General features: G+C 63.9%; 16 protein-coding genes and 1 CRISPR repeat array. Of the genes, 13 read left to right on the forward strand and 3 right to left on the reverse strand.

What is annotated here, in order from left to right:
- Positions 1-125 precede the first annotated feature (125 nt).
- Positions 126-914 (forward strand): IS21-like element helper ATPase IstB, encoded by a 789-nt coding sequence (gene istB / locus DNK49_RS21410; protein ID WP_110529720.1) that lies wholly within the window; start codon positions 126-128, stop codon positions 912-914.
- 77 nt (positions 915-991) lie between these two features.
- Positions 992-2,119: direct repeats of the CRISPR family, unit length 29 nt; unit sequence GTGTTCCCCGCATGCGCGGGGATGAACCG.
- A gap of 481 nt (positions 2,120-2,600) precedes the next feature.
- Here the strand turns inward: istB and DNK49_RS21415 are convergent.
- Positions 2,601-4,247, reverse strand: coding sequence for a PhoX family protein (locus tag DNK49_RS21415; RefSeq protein WP_110529723.1), 1,647 nt, complete (start codon positions 4,245-4,247; stop codon positions 2,601-2,603).
- 600 nt (positions 4,248-4,847) lie between these two features.
- Here DNK49_RS21415 and DNK49_RS25055 point away from each other — a divergent pair.
- From DNK49_RS25055 to DNK49_RS21475, 12 genes are all read left to right on the forward strand, one after another.
- Entirely contained in the window at positions 4,848-5,801 is a 954-nt protein-coding gene (locus DNK49_RS25055; RefSeq protein WP_424445302.1) for a methyl-accepting chemotaxis protein, read from the forward strand.
- A gap of 74 nt (positions 5,802-5,875) precedes the next feature.
- Positions 5,876-6,241 carry a response regulator gene (locus tag DNK49_RS21425; RefSeq protein WP_110529729.1) on the forward strand — a complete coding sequence of 122 codons (366 nt, stop codon included), beginning with the start codon at positions 5,876-5,878 and terminating at the stop codon, positions 6,239-6,241.
- A gap of 21 nt (positions 6,242-6,262) precedes the next feature.
- The gene (locus DNK49_RS21430; protein WP_110529731.1) at positions 6,263-8,521 is read left to right on the forward strand and encodes a chemotaxis protein CheW; all 2,259 of its coding nucleotides are present in this window, start codon (positions 6,263-6,265) and stop codon (positions 8,519-8,521) included.
- Between the two features lie 11 nt (positions 8,522-8,532).
- Positions 8,533-9,018 (forward strand): chemotaxis protein CheW, encoded by a 486-nt coding sequence (locus DNK49_RS21435; RefSeq protein WP_110529734.1) that lies wholly within the window; start codon positions 8,533-8,535, stop codon positions 9,016-9,018.
- Positions 9,019-9,028: 10 nt separating this feature from the next.
- The gene (locus DNK49_RS25060) at positions 9,029-11,857 is read left to right on the forward strand and encodes a methyl-accepting chemotaxis protein (protein ID WP_110529737.1); all 2,829 of its coding nucleotides are present in this window, start codon (positions 9,029-9,031) and stop codon (positions 11,855-11,857) included.
- Between the two features lie 39 nt (positions 11,858-11,896).
- The gene (locus DNK49_RS21445; protein WP_110529740.1) at positions 11,897-14,608 is read left to right on the forward strand and encodes a methyl-accepting chemotaxis protein; all 2,712 of its coding nucleotides are present in this window, start codon (positions 11,897-11,899) and stop codon (positions 14,606-14,608) included.
- A 3-nt stretch (positions 14,609-14,611) separates the two neighbouring features.
- Positions 14,612-15,460: a CheR family methyltransferase gene (locus DNK49_RS21450; protein WP_110529743.1), complete on the forward strand. Its 849-nt coding sequence runs from the start codon at positions 14,612-14,614 to the stop codon at positions 15,458-15,460.
- A 1-nt stretch (position 15,461) separates the two neighbouring features.
- On the forward strand, positions 15,462-16,046 hold the full coding sequence (cheD, locus tag DNK49_RS21455) for a chemoreceptor glutamine deamidase CheD (RefSeq protein WP_110529746.1): 585 nt from the start codon (positions 15,462-15,464) through the stop codon (positions 16,044-16,046).
- Positions 16,046-17,128, forward strand: coding sequence for a protein-glutamate methylesterase/protein-glutamine glutaminase (locus DNK49_RS21460; protein WP_110529749.1), 1,083 nt, complete (start codon positions 16,046-16,048; stop codon positions 17,126-17,128). The genes cheD and DNK49_RS21460 overlap by 1 nt, the downstream gene beginning before the upstream one ends.
- Positions 17,129-17,313: 185 nt before the next feature.
- On the forward strand, positions 17,314-18,600 hold the full coding sequence (locus tag DNK49_RS21465; RefSeq protein WP_110529752.1) for a GGDEF domain-containing protein: 1,287 nt from the start codon (positions 17,314-17,316) through the stop codon (positions 18,598-18,600).
- A gap of 184 nt (positions 18,601-18,784) precedes the next feature.
- On the forward strand, positions 18,785-19,345 hold the full coding sequence (locus tag DNK49_RS21470; protein ID WP_110529755.1) for a hypothetical protein: 561 nt from the start codon (positions 18,785-18,787) through the stop codon (positions 19,343-19,345).
- Positions 19,346-19,364: 19 nt separating this feature from the next.
- The gene (locus DNK49_RS21475; protein WP_243632471.1) at positions 19,365-20,759 is read left to right on the forward strand and encodes an MATE family efflux transporter; all 1,395 of its coding nucleotides are present in this window, start codon (positions 19,365-19,367) and stop codon (positions 20,757-20,759) included.
- A gap of 37 nt (positions 20,760-20,796) precedes the next feature.
- Here DNK49_RS21475 and ispF read toward each other — a convergent pair whose 3' ends face one another.
- Entirely contained in the window at positions 20,797-21,294 is a 498-nt protein-coding gene (gene ispF, locus DNK49_RS21480) for a 2-C-methyl-D-erythritol 2,4-cyclodiphosphate synthase (protein ID WP_110529757.1), read from the reverse strand.
- On the reverse strand, positions 21,291-21,998 hold the full coding sequence (ispD, locus tag DNK49_RS21485) for a 2-C-methyl-D-erythritol 4-phosphate cytidylyltransferase (RefSeq protein ID WP_207807069.1): 708 nt from the start codon (positions 21,996-21,998) through the stop codon (positions 21,291-21,293). Before ispD ends, ispF begins: the two co-directional genes overlap by 4 nt.
- Between the last annotated feature and the right edge of the window lie 19 nt (positions 21,999-22,017).

Consider the following 22,017-nt stretch of genomic DNA (forward strand, 5'->3'; position numbering starts at 1 on the left):
AGTATCGAGCGCAGCCACCTGCTGGGCGGGTCGCCACCTCCGGCCGAGATCGAAGCGCCGCCGCCCACCGATGCGCTGTTGCGTCCGCTGGCCGAGTACGAAGCCATTGCGGGAGGGGCTTGGTAATGCTCGACACCGACCGACTCGACGAACTGCTCACCCGGCTGCGGCTCACGGCGATCCGCGACCAGCTCGACAGCCTGCTCGACGAAGCCAGCCGGGCGCAAATGACGCTGCGTGAAGCCTTGCTGTTTCTGGCCGAACGTGAGGTCGCCCGGCGCGACACCCGGCGCATCCAGATGGGCGTGAAGCTCGCCCGCTTCCCGTGCGTGCGTACGCTCGAAGGCTTCGACTTCGACGCGCAACCCTCGATCGATCCGGGGCAGATCCGGGATCTGGCCACCGGCCGCTGGATCGGCCACGGCCAGGCGCTGCTGCTGCTCGGCCCGCCGGGCGTGGGCAAGACGCATCTGGCGGTCGCCCTCGGACGCGAAGCGGTCGATCGTGGCTACACGGTGCTCTTCACCTCGGGGGCGGCGCTCATGGCCGGACTCACGAAGGCGCACGCCGACGGAAGGCTTGAGGAGAAACTGCTGCAGATCTCAAAGCCGAAACTGCTGATCATCGATGAACTGGGCTACCTGCCGCTCGAGCCAGCTGCCGCACACCTGTTCTTCCAACTCGTGTCGCGGCGCTATGAGCGGGCCAGCATGCTGATCACCAGCAACCGGCCGGTCGGCGAGTGGGGGCAGGTGTTTGGCGATGCGGTGGCTGCCACCGCCATCCTCGACCGGCTGTTGCATCACAGCCAGGTGGTCACGATTCGGGGCGACAGCTACCGGCTGCGCGACAAGCGCCGCAGCGGCCTTCTGCAGAAGGCCGCTGCCCCCACCCCGATCACATCAGAGAGTTGATTAACCCAGGGGGCCAATTCCAGATGTCGTCAGGGGGTTAAATCTGCGTGTCGCTTGACACCGAACGCTCGAACCACGTGTTCCCCGCATGCGCGGGGATGAACCGCGGGGTGTGCAGGAAGCCGACAAGCAAGCGCAGTGTTCCCCGCATGCGCGGGGATGAACCGTAGGCAAGACCCAGCAAACTTTGCAGTGAGGGGTGTTCCCCGCATGCGCGGGGATGAACCGGACGTGGAGCGCGATGGCATGGGCGACCAGATGTGTTCCCCGCATGCGCGGGGATGAACCGTGATGGGATTCCATTGGAAAACACTTGGATACGTGTTCCCCGCATGCGCGGGGATGAACCGCGGCCGGGGTGATCGGGCCAGGGCGCGCGGCGGTGTTCCCCGCATGCGCGGGGATGAACCGCATGGGGCGCGCATTCTAGCCAAGCCATAGCGGTGTTCCCCGCATGCGCGGGGATGAACCGAGCGCATAACCGAGACCACCACGGCTCCCGATGTGTTCCCCGCATGCGCGGGGATGAACCGATCACCGGCGGGGGCGAGGGGTCGCACCACCTCGCGTTCCCCGCATGCGCGGGGATGAACCGTCCAGCGGCGCGAGCCGCTCGACACGCCTGCAGTGTTCCCCGCATGCGCGGGGATGAACCGACATCTGGCAGCAGGCCCACGACCGCGCGTTTGTGTTCCCCGCATGCGCGGGGATGAACCGAGCAAGCCGCGCCCGATACTTATCATCTAGTCGTGTTCCCCGCATGCGCGGGGATGAACCGAGCCGATCCCAACGAGAACAACCAAAGGAACCGTGTTCCCCGCATGCGCGGGGATGAACCGGGCGCCGGTGCGTAGGCGGGCGACGCCTCAACGTGTTCCCCGCATGCGCGGGGATGAACCGCGCGCCATCGCGGACCTGCTCGAGATCCAGCAGTGTTCCCCGCATGCGCGGGGATGAACCGCGCCAGGCTCATTTGCCGCTTTAGAAATTCGGGTGTTCCCCGCATGCGCGGGGATGAACCGCTCGCGGCTGCGCGCGCTCTGGTGCTTTCGGCGTGTTCCCCGCATGCGCGGGGATGAACCGGTGGGCAAGAGCCGCGCCTACATCTATGGGCGGTGTTCCCCGCATGCGCGGGGATGAACTGACCCAGGGCATGATTTTCCCGATTCCGTGCCAGTGTTCCCCGCATGCGCGGGGATAGGCCCCGATCAGATGTCGCCAAACCTTTGACGGGCGATACCGTCATTGATACCAATCTGGATCATGGCCTATGCTCCAGTCGAGCGCGGTGCGAAACCGGTAGGGACGTGCCCCTGCGACCGACGGTAGCTACGCCGAGACAGCCGATCAAGTCAGAGTGTTGAAAAACCGCGCTCACTCACCCCATTTCCCATTCGTCAGTTGATTACCTCATCCACTACGACAACCACCTCCGCGCAGCTTGTTCAGCCTTTTCGCGTCGTGCTGCACTAGCCATCTTTCATTCAAAACGTATTCCCGGCATTCGTTGCGACAAACCACATGATGGGACGCTGGCCGTGAAATAGGCATGACCAATTGCGAAGTATGAATTGGTACGAGCTGCCTCCGTGGCACCACGGCGGGGTTGGCACGCCGCCCTACGACCGTACGCGGTCCATGAGGGGACGGGTGACGCGGGGGTCGAGGGGCGGCGCGCCCCTGCCCTCAGAGATTCCCCTTCCCCCACGGGCCGGTGATGGCCACGGTGATGCCTGGGGTCTGGATGTTTGCAAACAGGATGCGGCCGGTGGGGTCGAAGCAGGCGCCGCAGAATTCCGAGCTGCGGTTGTCTGCCGGCGGGGTGAGCTTGCCGGCGGCCTGCAGTTGGCTGGCGTCGAGGACGACGTTGTTCTTGCAGAAGATGTAGGCCTCGCCGCCTTCGGTCAGGCCAAGCAGGCGTGAGCCGCTGCCGTAGACGTCGGTGGAGGCGCCGCCATCTTCGCACAGTACGACGCCCCCACGGGGGCTGACGGTGACGTTGTCGGGGTTGTTGCCGGCGGTCTGGTTGCCACTGACGAAGACGGCGCGCAGGCGCATGGTGGCCAGGGTCAGTTCCCACACTGCGCCTTCGCCGTAGCCGATGCGGTTGCTGCCGTCGATGCCGGCGGCGGTATCCACGATGTAGAGTTTGCCGGCCGAATACCAGATGCCTTCGCCACGGCTCATGCGGGCACAGCCTTGCGCCATGGCCTGGTAGGTGGGGCCGGCCATGAAGCCCATGCTGATGCCGCCCGGTTGGCCAACGACGACCATGGGGTCGGCGTCGGGGTCGGCGATGTCAGCCCACTCCAGTTCGTACTCGTCACCAATGTCGGGGTTGAGCAGACCGATGTCGTTGGCCTTGTCCAGCGTCAGCGCGGCAGCCTGGCGGATGATGCTGCGAATGCGGGCGGCTTGCAGCCGGCCGCCACGTTGCAGGCTGCCAGGTGCCGGCGTGGTGTCGATCGGCACATAGCGGAATAGCGCGGACAGGTTGCGGTTGTCCTCGGTCAGGTAGGCGTAGCCGGTTGCCGGGTCGATGGCGACGGCCTCGTGTACGAAGCGACCCATCTCGACGATGGGGTCGGCAATTGAGCCTTCGGGGTCGTTGTCGACTTCGAACACATAGCCATGGCGCTTGCCGCCGATTGCCGAAAAGTCGTAGATGGTTTCCTCACAGGTCAGCCAGCTGCCCCAGGGGGTGGGGCCACCGGCACAGTTGCCCAGCGTGCCGCCGATGGACGAACGCGCCCCCACCCACTGGTTGTCCCGCATCAGCAGGTTGGTGGTGCCGCCCGCAGCGTAGCCCAGGAATGGGGCGGGTGCAGCGGCGGCGGGGTTGGTGACGATGCCACTGGCACCAATGCGGATGGGCAGGCTGCCGTAATAGACGGTGATGATGCCGCTGATCAGCCCGGTGGAGTAGTTGTGCGGGGCGATGATGGCATCGTTGGGGGTGGTGACCAGGCCGCGTTCGTGGTTACGCACCAGCACCAGCTCGCTGTTGCGGCCAACGCGGCGCGAGGTGACGACGGCCATACCATCGTGCAGAGACGGCGTGGGACGACCGTCGCTCATCGGGTCGCCTGTCCAGCCATAGGATCGATAGCTGAATCCCGCCGGCAGTTGCAGCAGCGGCAGGCCGGTGGTCTGGTCGGCAACCGGGCTCAATGCGCCATAGGGTGACAGTGCAGATGCGGTCTGTTTGCCGGCAGCGGCCATGGCGTTGCGGCTGTGCAGGGCACCCATGATGCCGGCAAATCCGCTGGCGGCAGCCAGTGTGGAGCCTTGCAGCAGACGACGACGGACGGGCGAGAAACGGGACAGGGACATGGCAGCTCCAGAGGATGGCGACCTTGCGCGACGACCTGCCTTTGGGCACCTTGCCTCGCGCGTACGGTGCAGGGTTGATGCCACCATGGTGCCAAGCCGATGTTTCACCTGACGAAGCGCCCCGATGATCCGTTTGGCGCATGCACTTTTACACCTGTGCCACGCCGGCATGCACGGCAAATCCACCCAAAGTCACTAGATCCGGGCCTTTCACGTGGTTCTGGAACAGAAACATTTCCCTTTTGCCATTAAAGTATCGGCCCTTCGTGCCGAAACAGAACCGGTACGCTGTCGTCGGCGCGGTATCGGGACGCATGTTGAGGCAATCATGCCCCGCGGACGCCTGATACACATAACCAAAGTGATAGAATGAAAGCCAGTGACACCCTCTCGAACCGCCGTGGCGCCGCGTTGTTGCTGGCAGGTGCCGTGCTGCTCGCCGGGCTTGCGGCAATGGCTTGGGCCGGTGTCGGGGTGGTCGGACTGGCAGTGGCTGCCGTGCAGGCCGGCGTGCTGATCGGCGTGCTGATCTGGGCAACAGCCCCATGGCTGCCCGCTCGCACTGTGGATAAGCCGGTTGAGCCAGCCGACGCTCAGGGCATGTTGTCCGGGCTGATCGCGGAAACGGGAGGAAAGCTGCAGCCTTGCCTGAACGAATCCAGCGACGAGATTCGCCGGGTGGATGCCTTGCTGCAAAGCGCGATCACCGATCTGGTCGCCGCGTTTGGGCGTCTGGAGGCACAAGCGTCGGCCCAGCGCGGCCTGATCGATCGCTTGATCAGGGACAATCCGCCCAGCCAGCAGAAGGACGAGACTTTCGAAGGGTTCATTCAAGAGATTTCCAGCACATTGGCGAGCTTTATCGACGACGATTCGAACCACGGCCAACACGCAAGCGGTCTGGTGGGCCAGATTGAGGCGGTGTCGTCCAGCATCGACTCGGTCACGCGCAATCTGGGCGATATCGAGAACATCGCCAAGCAGACCAATCTGCTGGCCCTGAACGCGGCCATCGAGGCCGCACGGGCGGGTGATGCCGGCCGTGGTTTTGCGGTGGTGGCGGACGAGGTCAGAACGCTTTCAGAGCGGACCAATCAGTTCAGCCTTGCGATTCGCACGGTCATCGACACCATCGAGCGCGAGCTTGCCGGCGTCAGCGAGGCAGCACGTACGCTCGCGGGCGCCGACGATGCGCAGACCTTGCCGCCACGACAACAACTGCAGGACATGATCACTGCCCTTCGGCACGTGTGCGAGGAACGCAAGGCAATGGTGATCGAGGTTTCGGGCATTGCCTCCGAACTCGAAGGCGGCATCCGGCAGGCGATGGTCGGCCTTCAGTTTCAGGACATGAGCACCCAGTTGCTCAGCCTGACCAACCAGCGCCTGCAGGCAATGAGCCAGGTCGCACAGGCCCTTGCCGCCGTGCGCAATGATGCCTCGGCCGCGCGCGCCGACGCACTGCGACGGGCACTCGAACAACTGGACGCGAAAGCATTCAGGAAACCGGTCACACAAAACTCGATGCGGGCAGGCGGCATCGAGTTGTTTTGATTGAAGACAGCCTTGCATCGACGCAATGGCGCGGCAAGGCAGGAAACAACGGATAGGCAAGTAAAGAGAACACCATGGCAAAGACAATTCTCGCAGTCGATGATTCTGCATCCATACGACAGATGGTGGCCTTTACCCTCAGGGGTCAAGGCTACGAAGTCATTGAGGCGGTTGACGGGCAGGATGGGTTGACCAAGGCCAAGGCGCAGCAGGTGCACCTGATCCTTACCGACCAGAACATGCCCCGCATGGATGGACTGACCATGGTCCGCGCGCTGCGGGTACTGCCCAATTACCGCACCGTCCCCATCCTGATCCTGACCACCGAATCCAGTGACGAGATGAAGTCGCAAGGACGTGCGGCCGGCGCCACCGGCTGGCTGGTAAAGCCCTTCGACCCGGCCCGTCTGCTTGAAGTGGTCAAGAAGGTGCTGCCCTGACCTGGGGCCCCCGAGCACACCATGACCTTCGATATCGGGCAGTTCGTCCAGATCTTTCTCGAGGAGGCCGCCGAACACCTGGCGGCGCTCGAGTCGGGACTGCTCGCCATCGACCTTCAGGCGCCTGAGGCAGAAACACTCAATGCCATTTTTCGTGCTGCACATTCAATAAAAGGCGGCGCAGGCACCTTTGGTTTCGGTGAGATGGGTGAATTCACCCATACGCTGGAAACCCTGCTCGACCGGGTGCGCAAGGGCGAGCTTGCACTGGACGAGAAGCGCGTCGATGTCTGCCTGCGCGCGGTCGATCTGCTACGCAGCATGGTCGAGGCGCATCGCCGTGGTGATACGCCGGCAATGGACGCTGCGCGCGCGCTGTCGGTGGAGATCGTCGCCCTCACCTGCGATTCACAGCCCCCCGCCCAGGCACTGCCGTCTGCCATGGATGCAGCAGCGCGCCCCGTCCGCCAGGCCTACGAGATCTGCCTCAATCTGCCCGATACCCATCGGGTGGATGCCGGCACGCTCGACAACCTGATTCACACCCTGGGCCAGTTAGGCGAGCTGACGATATACACGCGACCCAGTGAAACTGCTGGCGCCGGGCAGTGGCGCATGCATCTCGACACCGACGTCAGTCAGCTTGAGCTGACCGACTTCATCAGCTATGTGCTTGACCCTGCCTGGGTGGACATTGCGGCCCAGGTCTCGCCACAAGCCCTGTCATCCGGGTTGCCGCTGACGCAGGAGTTTGACGGCTTCGGTTTTTTCTCGCCAGTTGCCGAACCGACGGCCAGCACCGATGAGGCTTACGGCTTTTTCGAGCCGCTACCCGAGACCACCACCCCGGCCCAGGTCGAGTCCGTTGACCCGGGTTACGGGTTCTTCGATGTGCTGCCGGAAGCGGTCTCAGCCCCCGCCGCTTCGGCGACAAGCGCGGGAGACGATCCGGGCTATGGCTTCTTCGAGCCGCTGCCGCCTGACTCAGCCACTGTCGAGCCCGAGCCCGTAACGGTCGCAACGCTTGCGGCGCCCACCCCGGCAGAGGCCCCACCTGCGGCTGCAAAGGCCGAAAAATCGCCCCCCGCGGCGGCCGACGCCAACTCGATCCGGGTGGGTATCGGCAAGGTTGATCAGTTGATCAACCTGGTTGGCGAACTGGTCATCACCCAGTCCATGCTGCTGCAATCGGCCGCCACGCTGGACCCCGTTACCCACGAACGTTTGTTGGGTGGTCTGGCCCAGCTCGAACGCAACAGCCGCGATCTGCAGGAAGCCGTGATGTCGATCCGCATGGTGCCGATGAGCTTCGTCTTCAGCCGCTATCCGCGCATCGTGCGAGACCTGACGCGCAAGCTTGGCAAGCAGGCCGACATTCACCTGATCGGCGAATCCACCGAACTGGACAAGGGTCTGGTAGAGAAGATCGTCGACCCCCTTACCCACCTGGTGCGCAACGCCGTCGATCATGGTCTGGAATCACCCGCAGAGCGAAGTGCGGCAGGCAAGCCGGCGGCGGGGCAGATCACCCTGTCGGCCTCGCATCAGAGCGGCCAGATCCTGATCGAGATCAGCGACGACGGTGCCGGGCTGAACCGCGAGCGGATTCTTGCCAAAGCGGCGCGCCAGGGTATCGCAATCAGTCCCGACGCGCCCGACGGCGAAGTCTGGGACTTGATCTTTGCCCCCGGATTTTCCACTGCGGAAACCGTGACCGATGTCTCCGGCCGCGGCGTGGGCATGGACGTGGTTCGCAAGAACATCCAGGCCCTGGGCGGATCGGTGCTGCTGTCGAGTGCGGCCGGGCGCGGCACACGGGTCAGCATCCGTTTGCCGCTGACGCTGGCGATCCTGGACGGCATGTCGGTACGAGCCGGCGACGAAACCTTCATCGTGCCACTGGGCTTCGTGATTGAATCACTGCACGCCAGCGCGCTGGAATTTCGCTCGATCGGGCGTAATGGCAAGGTCGTCAAGGTGCGCGACGACTACATCCCGGTGGTCAGCCTGGCGGCCTTGTTCGATATTCCCGGGGCATCCCGCCAGGTCGATGACGCGGTGCTGGTGGTGGTCGAATCCGAGAATGCCACGATGGCGATCGCCGTCGACGCCCTGCTTGGCCAGCACCAGGTCGTGGTCAAGAACCTGGAAACCAATTTCCGCCGCGTGGCGGGCATCTCCGGCGCCACCATCCTGGGTGATGGTCAGGTGTCATTGATCCTGGATGTCGCCGGCCTGCTACGGATGGCCCGCCCGGAACTCGCCAGCCTGAGCGCGTAAGGAACACCCCCATGACCGCTACCGACCTGCACGCCCTCCAGCCCAACAAGCGCGAATTCCTGACTTTTACCCTGGCCGACGAGGAATATGCACTTGACATTCTCACGGTACAGGAGATCCGCTGCTACGAGCCGGTAACCCGCATCGTCGGCGCGCCGCCCTTCATCAAAGGGGTGGTGAATCTGCGTGGGGCCATCGTGCCGATTGTCGACATGCGTATCAAGCTGGCACTGGAAAAGGTCGATTACACCGACTTCACCGTGGTGATCATCCTGTCGATCGCGGGCCGGCTGGTCGGCATCGTGGTCGACAGCGTCAGCGACGTGCTCGCGCTGACGCCGGAACAGATCCGCCCTGCCCCCGAACTGGGCTCGGCCATCGACATCCGCTACATCACCGGGCTGGCCACCATCGACCAGCGCATGGTGATCATGCTCGACATCGCCCGCCTGATGACGAGCAAAGAAATGCAACTTCTCGACGGCGTCTCCGAGTAGGACCACCATCATGAAAGTCAATCTGCCCGTCACCACCACTGAAGCGCCACTCGCCGAAGGCATCAGCCTGGTGTCACGCACCGACCTGCACGGCGTCATCACGCAGGTCAATGATGCCTTCGTCCGCATCAGCGGCTTCACCGAAGCCGAACTGCTTGGCAGCGCACACAATATCGTCCGCCACCCCGACATGCCGTCGGCCGTGTTCAAGGACATGTGGCATACGCTCAAATCCAATAAGCCGTGGTCGGGCGTGGTGAAGAACCGTTGCAAGAACGGTGACTTCTACTGGGTGAATGCCACGGCAACCCCCGTGCGGGAGAACGGCCAGGTGGTCGGCTATCTGTCGGTGCGCACGCGCGCAAGCCAGCAACAGATCGACGAAGCCACTGCGCTGTACCGTGCGGTAAAGGACGACAAGGTCGAATTCCCGCCGCGCAAGTCGCTGGCGCGGCGCTTTGCCAGCCTTTCGCTGGCCACCCGACTGAATGGGCTGGTGGGTTTCCTGCTGCTGGCGCTGATCATCGGCGCAGCAGGTGGGCTGTCTATCAACGCCTATCACAAGCAGAGTCTGGACCGGATCTATCTGCAGCATGCGGTATCTGCCGAAGAAATCCAGCGCATCCAGGGTTTGCTGGGCGACAGCCGCACCCAGCTCCTGCTGGCCATGCAGCATTCACCGGACTCGCCCTTCGCAGGGCTGCATGACCACCCCACCACGACACATACCGACACCGCCACCCGCAACCTGACACAGGTTGAAAAGCTATGGTCGGGCTATCAGTCTCGCCCACACCCGGGACTTGAGGAGCCAGAGCGGTCGTTCGACAGCGCCCGCAGGCAGTTGATCAATGAAGGGTTGCAACCGGTACGCGATCTGTTGCTGGCGGGCCGCTTCCGCGACGCCAACGAGTTGCTGCTTGCCCGTATCAACCCGCTGCACGCCGAGGCCCGCAAGCATGCCGAAACCTTGATCGAGGCACATCGTACCCAGGCGATGACGCTGTATGGCCAGACCGAAACCACCAGCGCCTTTACCCGCAATGCGGTTTTCGTGTCGATTGCACTGGTTCTGGTGATCGCGCTCCTGCTTAGCCGCACCATCGTACGTTCGGTCCTGCAGCCCTTGAAGCAGGCCAAGACGGTGTTCGAACAGATTGCCGAGGGCCGCTACGACACGCCGATCCACGTGGACGCCGACGACGAGGCTGGACAGGTGCTGTATGGCTTGCAGTCGATGCAGACCCGGCTGGGGTTCGATGTCAGCGAGACCCGGCGAGTCGCGGCCGAGGCGCTGCGCATCAAGGTGGCACTCGACTGCGTTGACACCAATGTGCGCATCGCAGACGCCAACGGCAAGGTGCTGTATGCCAACCATACGCTGAAGCAGACGGTACGCCGCATCGAAAGCGCCATTGCCGAGAAGATTCCCGGCTTCGTGGCCGCCGACTTTGTCGGCAGCGACATCACCCGGTTCTATGCCGACCCGGAGGAGGCCCGACAGCGCCTGGCCCGTCTGACCCAGACCACCCGCGGCATGCTGACGATTGGCAACCGCGAATTCGAAATCGTCACCAGCCCGATCGTGGACGAGCAAGGGCAACGTCTGGGCTCGGTCGGCGAATGGCGTGACCGCACCGACGAACTGATCGCGCAGCGGGCGATTCAGCGTGTGGTCGGGCTGGCTGCGCGTGGCGATTTCAGCTCGCGTCTGGAAGACACCAGCACCATCGATTTCCTGCACGAGCTGACGATCAACATCAACCTGGTACTGGAATCGGCGGATCGTGGCCTGCGCGAGGCCAACGAAGTGCTGGGCGCACTGGCCGACGGTGACCTGACCCGCAGCATCGAAGGCAACTACCAGGGTGCTTTCGGTGAGTTGAAGGACTACACCAACCAGACCGTTCATTCGCTGCGCAGGATGATCAGCCAGATTGCCGAAGCGGCCGCATCGGTCAGCACTGCCGCGCAGCAGATTGCGCGCGGCAACCAGGATCTGTCGGCGCGGACCGAGGAACAGGCGTCCAGCCTGCAGGAAACCGCCTCGAGCATGGAAGAACTGACCGCCACCGTGCGCCAGAATGCCGAGAATGCGCAGCAGGCGCGGCAGATGGCCAGCGGCGCGTCGGCCGTTGCCAGCCGCGGTGCGGAGTCGGTACAGCAGATGGTGCGCACCATGGACGAGATCCATCTGGCGGCACGCAAGATCGTCGACATCATCAGCGTGATCGACGGTATTGCCTTCCAGACCAACATCCTCGCGCTCAATGCGGCAGTCGAAGCCGCCCGTGCCGGCGAGCAAGGGCGCGGCTTTGCCGTCGTCGCCAGCGAAGTCCGCAACCTGGCCCAGCGCTCGGCTGCGGCCGCCAAGGAGATCAAGGCACTGATCTCCGACTCGGTGGACAAGGTGGAGCAAGGCTCGGCATTGGCGGGCGATACCGGCAAGGTCATCACCGAAGTGGTGGATTCAGTGCGCCGGGTCAGCGACGTGGTGGCCGAAATCTCTGCCGCTTCTGCCGAGCAGCGTGGTGGCATCGAGCAGGTCAACACCGCCATCACCCACATGGACGAGGTCACCCAGCAGAACGCCGCCCTGGTCGAGCAGGCCAGCGCCGCCGCGGAATCGCTCGAAGAGCAGGCGGTGTCGCTGGCGCATTCGGTTGCGGTGTTCCGCCTGGCCGGTGCCAGTGCAGACGCCGGCGAAGGCGGGATCGCAGCACAGCCCCCCGCTCCTCGCCCTCACCCGACCCCCAGCCGTACACCGGCAAAAACCCGGGTACGCCAGGCACTCCCGCCCGTCAGCCGACACGACGAGGACGAATGGCGTGACTTCTGAACGACGGTCCAAGCCGTCTTACCTTGAGAGAACACCGGCATGAAGCGCATCCTCACCCCTGGGCATACCCTGCTCAGCCGCTTGCCGATGACAGTGAAGCTGATGGTGGTCGCCGGCATCTTCCTGATTCCGCTGGCGCTGCTGTTGAGCCTGTTTGTGCACGCGCGACTCGGTCAGATCGATTTCAGCCGCCAGGAGCTGATCGGTAGCACGGTGACGCAGCCGATGCGACAGTTGGCCGATGCCTTCAGCGCACATCGCGCTTCGGCATTGGGCAGTGCCACCACCGGAGGGGCGCTTCAGACGGCTGCCGCCACAGTTGATGCCGCTTTGAGTGATACGGCAAAGGCCTTGAGTACATGGTCACGGGGCACGCCCGTCAATCTCAAGTTGCACGCACTGCGCCAGGACTGGGAGACCCTGCGGGAGTCAGTCGCGACCTTGTCGGCGACCGAAGTCCGGCAACGCCACGACAACCTGATTGCACAGACCCTGGCCCTGCTGACACAGATCTCCGACCTGAGCAACCTGACGCTCGACCCGGAAGTGGAAACCTATTATCTGATGGACGCCATCGTGTTCCGTTTGCCAGTGCTGGCTGAACAGGTTGCCAGGTTGCAGCTCGATGGTGCCCTGGTGGACCGCGTGGCGCCTGCACGAGACGCCCTGCTGGTGGATGCCGCACTGGCGGCACGGCAGATCAACAATATTGAAGCCAACCTGAACAAGGCCTTTGCCGCCGACGCCACGATCGGCGACGCGCTGAGCCGACCGCTCGCAAGCCTTATCGCCAGCCTGCATACACTGCAGGAACGCACCCGGACCGCACGCGAACAGGAGATCGTCACCGCCTCGATCCGCGAGCGCTTGCAGGCAGAAAGCCTGATCGCACTCGACGCGGTACGCGCCATGGAACGTGCCGTGATGCCCGAACTGGAACGCTTGCTCCAGGCCCGGATTGCACATCATCAGCGCTTGCTGATCATCGCCTTGTGTGTGGTGCTGTTTGCGCTGCTGCTGGTGGCGTATTTCTTTTTTGCGCTGCGTAGCGGCGTGGTGCAGTCAGTGCAGATCCTGCGTCACAGCCTGGCCCGCATTCTTGATGGACGACTGGACGACTCGATCAAGGTCGAGGGTGCCGACGAACTGGCAGCCATCGGTCGTGATCTGGACCGCATGCAAACCGGCCTGCGCGATCGTCTGCGTGCAGAGCACGCCGCTGCTGCGGCCAACCTGCGTGTGCGCAACGCGCTGGATGAAGCCTCGATCGCGCTGATGATTGCCGATGCCGAAGGCATCATCATCTATGCCAACAAGGCAGTGATGGCCATGATGCAACAGGCCGAGGCCTCGCTGCGTCAGGCGCTGCCCAACTTCAGCGCCAACACCATCGTCGGCTCCAACTTCGACGCATTCCACCGCAATCCCGGCCATCAACGTAACCTGCTGGCCCAGATCACCCGGACCTACCATGCCCATATCAAGGTGGCGGAACTGAGCTTCCGGCTCTCCGCCACACCACTGCATGATGCCAGCGGCAAACGCATCGGCACCGTGCTCGAGTGGCTCAATCGCACCGACGAGATCGCAGCCGAAAGCGAACTGACTGCCATTGTCGCCGAAGCGGCTGCGGGCAATTTCCGGCAGCGCATGTCGCTCGAAGGCAAGACCGGTTTCCATCTGCAGGTCGGCAAAGGCATCAACGAACTGATCGCCGCCGCCGAAAATGGCCTTCGGGAGGCCAACGGCGTACTCAGCGCCATTGCCGAGGGCGACCTGACGCGCACCATCGGCGGCGACTATCAGGGCGCATTCGGCGAACTGAAAACCTATACCAATCAGACGGTGGATGCGCTGACCCGGATGATCGGCGGCATTGTCGATGCTGCAAACACCGTCAACACGGCCGCACAGGAGATTTCACGCGGCAACCTGAACCTGTCGCAACGCACCGAGCAGCAGGCCTCCAGCCTGGAAGAAACCGCCTCCAGCATGGAAGAGCTGACGTCCACCGTGCGCCAGAACGCCGACAACGCACAGACCGCCCGTACCATGGCGGTAGACGCGTCCGATGTGGCCGGCCGTGGTGCTCAGACGGTGCAGCAGATGGTCACGACGATGGACGAGATCCATCTGGCTGCGCGCAAGATCGTCGACATCATTGGTGTCATCGACGGCATTGCGTTTCAGACCAACATTCTGGCCCTGAATGCCGCAGTCGAGGCCGCCCGTGCAGGCGAGCAGGGACGCGGGTTTGCAGTGGTTGCCGGCGAAGTGCGCAACCTGGCACAGCGTTCAGCCGCCGCAGCACGTGAAATCAAGACGCTGATTTCCAACTCGGTGGACAAGGTCGAGCACGGCAGCGCACTGGCGAGCGAGACTGGACGGGTGATCACCAACCTGGTCGGCGCGGTCAAGCAGGTCGCCGAAGTTGTGTCCGACATTTCAGCCGCCTCGCTGGAACAACGAGCGGGCATCGAGCAGGTCGGCATGGCCATCACCCAGATGGATGCGATGACGCAACAGAACGCGGCCCTGGTCGAAGAGGCCAATGCGGCGGCAGCTTCGCTGGAGGAGCAGGCAGTGGCCTTGTCGCAATCGGTACGACGCTTCCGTATCGCCGGCACCGACACCCGGCTATCGCACCGCGCCTTGCCGACCACGTCCGCGGCACCGCAGCGCGCCCCACGTCGTACAACGCGCGCCCTGCCGCCCGTGACGGCCGCCGACGACGACTGGAACGACTTCTGACACATGGCCTCAGCAACGCGGGAATTCGCTTTCACCCGACAGGATTTCGACCGGGTGCGCCGGCTGATCTATCAGGTCGCCGGCATCTCGCTGTCCGACTGCAAGCAGGACCTGGTCTACGGCCGCCTTGCCCGGCGTCTGCGTGCGCTGGGTGAGCACAGCTTCGACCGCTACCTGAGCGCGATCGAGGAAGGCGACAACGCCGAACTGGAGATTTTCGTCAATGCGCTGACCACCAACCTGACCGCCTTCTTCCGTGAGCCACACCATTTTCCGACCCTGGCGGAGCATGCCGCACGTCACTTGAGGACGGGTACCCCTTATCGTGTTTGGTCGTCAGCCTGCTCGACGGGCGAAGAAGCCTATTCGATCGCGATCACGCTGACCGAGGTGCTGGACGATCACCCGGGTGAGGTACGCTTGCTGGCTTCGGACCTGGACACCCAGGTGCTCGATACCGCACGCAAAGGCATCTACCCGGTCGAACGGGTCAAGGGCATCGACCCGGTCCGCTTGCGCCGCTTCTTTCAGCGCGGTGTGGGACGCAATGCGGGCCTGGCCCGCGTCCGCACCGAACGGGCCTGTCCGATCCGCTTCGAGCAGATCAATCTGCTCGAAGCACGCTGGCCGATCGACATGCCACTCGATGTCATCTTCTGCCGCAATGTGATGATCTACTTTGACCGCAGCACCCAGCGCAAACTGTTGCAGCGCTTCCTGCCCCTGCTCAAGCCCGATGGTTTGCTGATCTGCGGTCACTCCGAGAGCCTGATGCACAGCGCCGACCTGTTCCGCAATCTTGGCCACACCGTCTACGCCCCGCTCCGCCCCAACGGCGGACAGTCCGTCTGACATGCCGACACCGAACCGCTACTACGATCGCAATTTCGACGCCGACGCAGTCAAGATCCTGCCCGGCGAGTACTACGTCACCCAGTCCTTGTTGCTGGTCACCGTGCTGGGCTCCTGTGTGGCGGCCTGCCTGCGCGATACCAGTACCGGCATCAGCGGCATGAACCACTTCATGTTGCCGGGCGAAGACGCCGAGCCAGGCAACCCGGCCTCCGCCTCGGCACGCTATGGGGTGTTCGCAATGGAAATCCTGATCAACCAGTTGATCAAGGCTGGCGCGCGGCGTGACCGCCTGGTGGCAAAGGTGTTTGGCGGTGGCGCCGTGCTCGATGGCATCAACATTGCCAAGGTTGGTGAGCGCAATGCCAGCTTCGTGCTTGATTTTCTCGAGCGCGAACGCATTCCCGTCATGGCAAAAGATCTGTGCGGCCCCTATCCACGCAAGGTATATTTCTTCCCGGATAACGGTCAGGTCAAGATCCGGGTCATGAAACAACTACACAACGAGACCATCATGCGGCGCGAATCCGAGTACGCCAGACAACTGCAGCAGGCCCCGGTCAGCGGCGACGTGGAGCTGTTCTGATGCCCAGTCCTGCGCGTGTCCGCGTCCTGGTGGTCGACGATTCTGCCCTGATCCGCAGCCTGCTGCGCTCGATCATCGATGCGGCACCCGACATGACCTGCGTCGGCGTGGCCCCCGACCCGATCGTCGCCCGCGAGATGATCCGCAACCTCAACCCGGACGTTCTGACGCTGGACGTCGAGATGCCGAAGATGGACGGTCTCGACTTTCTGGAAAAGCTGATGCGGCTGCGCCCCATGCCGGTCGTCATGGTGTCGGGCCATACTGCCAAAGGCTCCGAAGTCAGCCTGCGCGCACTGGAGTTGGGCGCAGTCGAGATCGTCACCAAACCCAGGCTGGATCTCACCGCGGGCCTCGAAGGCGCAGCCGAGGAGATCCGCGACAAGATCCGCGCCGCATCAATGGCCCGTATCCGCCCGCGTCAGGCCTCAACGCTGCCCCCCGCCAGCACCCCCACCCCGCCCACAACGACTTCGACACGCGCGGTGGCAGCCGACCGGCTGATCGCAATTGGTGCATCGACGGGGGGTACCGAAGCCATCAAGGCCGTACTGATGGCCATGCCGGCCAGCGCGCCGGGCGTGGTCATCACCCAGCACATGCCGGAGCGCTTCACCAAATCCTTTGCCGAACGTCTGGACCGGGTATCGGCATTGACGGTGACCGAAGCGGTGCATGGTGAGCGCATTCTCAGCGGCCACGCGTACATCGCCCCGGGTCACTCGCACCTGCGTATCGCGCGCAGCGGCGGCGCCTACGTCGCCGACCTGAGTACCGAACCCCCGGTCAATCGCCATCGCCCTTCGGTGGACGTACTATTCAATTCGGTGGCGGCTGTCGCCGGCAAACAAGCAGTTGGCGCACTCCTGACCGGCATGGGCAAGGATGGCGCCCTGGGCCTGCTGGCCATGCGTAAGGCGGGTGCATTCACCATTGCACAGAACGAAGCAACTTGCGTGGTCTACGGCATGCCTCGCGAAGCGGTACTCGTCGGCGGCGCCGCGGAGGAGCTGGCGCTCGAGCGCATCGCCCCCCGTCTGATTGAAACAAGCAGGATGACAAGCCCAGGTGGTTCCAGATAAGTCATGAACCACCTCAAGCTTGAACCTGTCACTGTATATGGCAAGGCCCTGCCGGCTGCCCATGGCCGTCGCATCACACGGCCGACACACACGCGCCCGGTCAGCGATACGCTCGCAGAGCCCGGTCTACCGACACGACGACGCCCAGTCCCACACGCCATCGTCACCCCATTGCATTCGACTCGATGAACAAACTCAATCCTTCGGAAATCCTGCTGATCGAAGACTCGGAGAGCTTCGCAGCCATGCTGTGCGAGCAGTTGATGCAGTTCGGCTACCGTCCGCTGTGGCGGCGCAATACCGACACCTTGCTCGAGGACTTGCGCGACAACCCCGGCATCACCGCACTGATCTGCGACGTGTTTCTCGAGGAAGGCTCGATCGGCCCGCTGCTGGAACGCAAGAAAGCCGCAGCCGGGGGGAGCGTGCTGCCACCGACGATCTTCATTTCCGGTCACCTCGACTTCATGACCCGGCTTCAGGCCGCGCGCGCCGGCGCCGTGGCGTTTTTTCCGAAACCGCTGGACATCGGCGCGCTGGTCGATTGTCTGGAGCGCCTGATCCGTCCGACCACGGCCACACCCTACGACATTCTGGTGGTCGACGATGATCACGCCGTTGCCCAGTACCATGCTTCATTGCTGAACCATGCGGGCATGACCACCCGGGTACTGTCGGATCCGACCCGGGTGTACGATGCCCTGCTCGAGCGCGAGCCCGATCTGCTGGTGCTGGACATGCACATGCCAGTCTGTTCGGGCGTGGAGCTGGCTGCCGTGATCCGTCAGGACCCCCGTTTTGTCGGCCTGCCCATCGTCTTCCTGTCCGCCGATCACAACATCGAGCGCCGGATCGGTGCGCTGAGCTTTGGCGCGGATGACTTCCTGGTCAAGCCCATCGATCCGGACTTCTTCGTGTCTTCGGTGTCGGTCCGGGCCAGCCGCTATCGTGAGATGCGCTCGCAGATCTCGCAGGACAGTCTCACCGGCCTGCTCAATCACACCAGCATCAAGCGTCAACTCGACATCGAGATCGTGCGCGCGCAGCGTTCCGGCCGCCCGGTCAGCTTCGCCCTGCTCGATCTTGACCACTTCAAACGGGTCAACGACACCTTTGGTCATCCAGTCGGTGACGAGGTCATCCGCAGCCTGTCCCGTCTGCTTGGTCAGCGTCTGCGCCAGACCGATATCGCAGGCCGTTACGGTGGAGAAGAGTTCGCGGTGATCCTGCCCGACACCCCGCTGCAGGATGCCGGCCGCCTGATGGACCAGTTACGTCTGGCTTTCCGCCAGATCGTACAACACCCGGTCGGCAAGACCTTCCACAGCTCATTGAGTTGCGGCATCGCCAGCTTTCCCGCAGTGCCGGCCAACCACCTGATCAGCTTCGCCGACAAGGCGCTGTACGAATCCAAGCGTCTGGGGCGGGATCGCGTCACCCTGATCGGCGAGAAGCCCGCCGGCACCGGGTGAGCCCTCGCCGCATTGTCACATCGGGCCGGCAGCTCTCCATCTCGCCGCGCCGGTACCGAGACCAGGACACGGATCTGGCAAGCAAACCGCCTCAAACAACCACCCGATGCGTTCGCGGTGAATGTGTCAGTACCGGAGCCGCTCGTCCGTAGTAGACTCCGCCTTTGTCCCGAACCGCCCCATCATGGGGCTCGATACCATGCTGCTGTTCCCGAAAGCCCGTGAAGGCGAGTCAGCGGGCGATCTCAACCGTCGTCGTGGCAGTGTCTGCCTGCTTGCCGCCGTCATTGCCACACCGATGTCGATCTGGCTGTTCTCCAACCTCGAGAACATCTGGCCACAGATCATGCCACTGGAGGGCAGCGCCTTTCTGGCAGGCGCTACCGCCCTTGGTACAGCGCTCGCCATCCTGCCGCTGATTGCCGGCCTGGGCTTCCTGCTGGCGATCTGGTTCGGGGTCGAGAGTGTGTTCCAGTCGCGCCGGCACCCAACACCGGTGATCGACAAACTCATCGTCGGGGCTGGTCTGCTGGTGTGGTTTGCGCCGGTCATCGCGGCCCTGGCGTCGGCCGGACGCGCGCTGGCCACTGGCCGCATTCATTTCGTCCGGCCACCACGTGACTACTTGCTGGCGACCGACCCGATCGCCTACTGGCAGGGGGTGGGGTTCTGGATCATCATGGCGGGCCTGTTCGGCTTCCTCGCCTGGCGCTACTGGCGCGGCAAGCTGCTGGCACGCGCCTGATATCGGTCGCGCACTTCTCTTGAAGTTCCCCCAGGGCGTGTCCGAATCCGCTCCAACAGGCTTTGCCACCATCGCCGGTCGCTTGCTGCATCACGCCTGGCCGGTGCTGGTCGCGCAACTGCTGTCGATGAGCATGATGGTGGCCGACACCGTCATCGCCGGTCGCTACGGCACCGCTGACCTTGCCGCGGTCGCCATTGGCAGCGGGCTGTATATTTCCGTCGTCATGTTGATGGCCGGTCTGCTGCAGGCGGTCGCACCCACCGTTGCCCACCATGTCGGCGCCGGGCGCCACGACCAGCTCGCCCCGTCACTGCAGCAGGGTTTGTGGCTGGCCGCGATGCTGACGGTACCGGGCTGCCTGCTGCTCACCCATCCGGGTTTCCTGCTCGAACTGGCAGGCGTACCCCCTGAGCTGTTCGAGCGCGTCGAAGGCTATCTTGCGGCCACCGCCGCAGGCCTGCCGGCCGTGCTGCTGTACCGCACCTTCTACGCCTTCAACAATGCGGTTGGACGACCTCGGGCCTTGATGGTGATCAGCCTGATCGCCACCTCAACCCATGTGCCACTGGCCTGGGCACTGGTCAACGGCACGCTTGGACTGGCACCGATGGGGGGCATGGGATGCGGGGTGTCGACCGCAGTGGTCAGCTGGCTGGGACTGAGCTGCGGACTGATCTACCTGCTGCGAAATCCCGCCTACCAGCGCTACCGCCTGCTGTCCAACTGGCGCCGCCCCGACCCGAAGGCACTGGCCGGCCTGCTGCGGCTGGGCATTCCAATGGGCTTGTCGACCTTCATCGAGATCACCTCCTTCACCCTGATCGCGCTGTTCGTTGCCCGCCTGGGCGCCGAGGCGGTGGCCGGCCACCGGGTGGTTGCCAACCTGGCCGCGCTGATCTACATGCTGCCACTGGCCATGTCGATTGCCTGCATGGTGCTGGTCGGCCAGGCTGCAGGCGCGCGCGACTGGGCGCGGGCACGGGCGACAGTGCGCGTCGGCATGCTGCTGACCGGCGGCGCAGCCAGCGTGATCGGCCTGATCCTGTGGCTGCTGCGCGAGCCGGTGATCGGCCTGTCCACCGCCGATGCCGGCGTCCATACCGTCGCGCTCGGCCTGATCGTCTATATCTGCCTGTACCAGCTGTTCGATTCGGTCCAGACCGTCGCGTCGCATGCACTGCGCGGCTACAAGGTCACCCTGCTGCCCATGCTGCTGCATACACTCTGCTTCTGGGGTATTGGTCTGGGCCTGGGTTACTGGTTGAGCTTTCATGCGCCGTGGCGCGTGGCAAGCCCGACCGTGGCAGGTTTCTGGGAGGCAGGCGTGCTGGCCACCATCCTGGCCTCCGTGCTGTTCGGCATGTTGCTGCGCCGGGTGATGCGCACACAGGGCGACGGCTTCGTTCGCTGAGTCTGTCGCCCCGCCCCCTGCGATCAAAGGCGTGGGGTCAACACGACTCGCTACGCGCCAGCATCGCCACCACCTGCGCTGCAATCCCCTCGCCCCGGCCAGTAAAGCCGAGCTTCTCTGTCGTCTTGCCCTTGATGTTGATTGCCTCGGCAGGCATGGCCAGATCGGCTGCGATGTTGGCCACCATGGCGGGTGCATGGGGCATGACCTTGGGTGCCTTGCAGATCAGGGTTGCATCGATGTTGACCACCTCCCAGCCGGCTGCACGAACGCGCGCAAATGCCACCCGTAGCAGTTCACGACTGTCGGCACCAGCGTGCTGGGGGTCGGTGTCGGGAAACAGACGGCCGATATCACCCAACCCGGCGGCGCCCAGCAGCGCATCGGTCAGCGCATGCAGCAGCACGTCGGCATCGGAATGGCCGAGCAGGCCACGATCGAATGGGATGGTGACTCCGCCGATGATCAGCGGGCGTCCGGCCACCAGGGCATGGACATCGAAGCCCTGCCCCACTCGAAATGGAAACGGATTCATGCCCTGCCCTCCCGGTTCTTCAGGATCCACTCGGCCAGATGCAGGTCGAGCGGATAGGTGACTTTGAGATTGGTCGCATCGCCCTGAACCAGCTTTGGGTGCAGGCCCGCGGCCTCGATTGCGCTGGCCTCGTCGGTAACGTCGCGCGCGCCCTCAAGCGCACGACGCAGCATCACGTAGCGGAACATCTGCGGAGTCTGCGCCTGCCAGAGGCTGTCGCGCGGCACGGTCTGCAGGACCCGACGCTGGGTGTCAGCCCGTTTCAGGGTGTCGGCAACCGGCACGGCAAGCAGTCCCCCCACTTCGTCATGGGCAAGTTCGCGCACCAGGCGGTCGATATGCCATGGCGCAAGACAAGGGCGTGCCGCGTCGTGCACCAGCACCCAGTCGCTCTGCGCCGCTTCGGCCGAAATGGCGCGCAGGCCGGCCAGTACCGAATCGGCCCGGGTCGCCCCGCCACAGAACAGCGGCACCAGCTTGGGCGCGAGGTCGGACCAGTCATACTGTGCCCACAAGGCGTCCCCCACCGACAGCACGACGAATACCTTGTCGATTTCCGGGGCGGCGCACAGGGTTTCCAGTGCGTGACGGATCAGTGGTTTGTCCAGCAGCGAGAGATACTGTTTGGGCAGGTCGGACACCATGCGGCTGCCGCTGCCAGCGGCCGGGACGATGGCGAAATGTTTGGGGTGGAAATTCTGCATGGCGCGGATTCTAACCGCT

The organism is Parazoarcus communis SWub3 = DSM 12120, assembly GCF_003226565.1.
GTDB classification, from domain to species: domain Bacteria; phylum Pseudomonadota; class Gammaproteobacteria; order Burkholderiales; family Rhodocyclaceae; genus Parazoarcus; species Parazoarcus communis.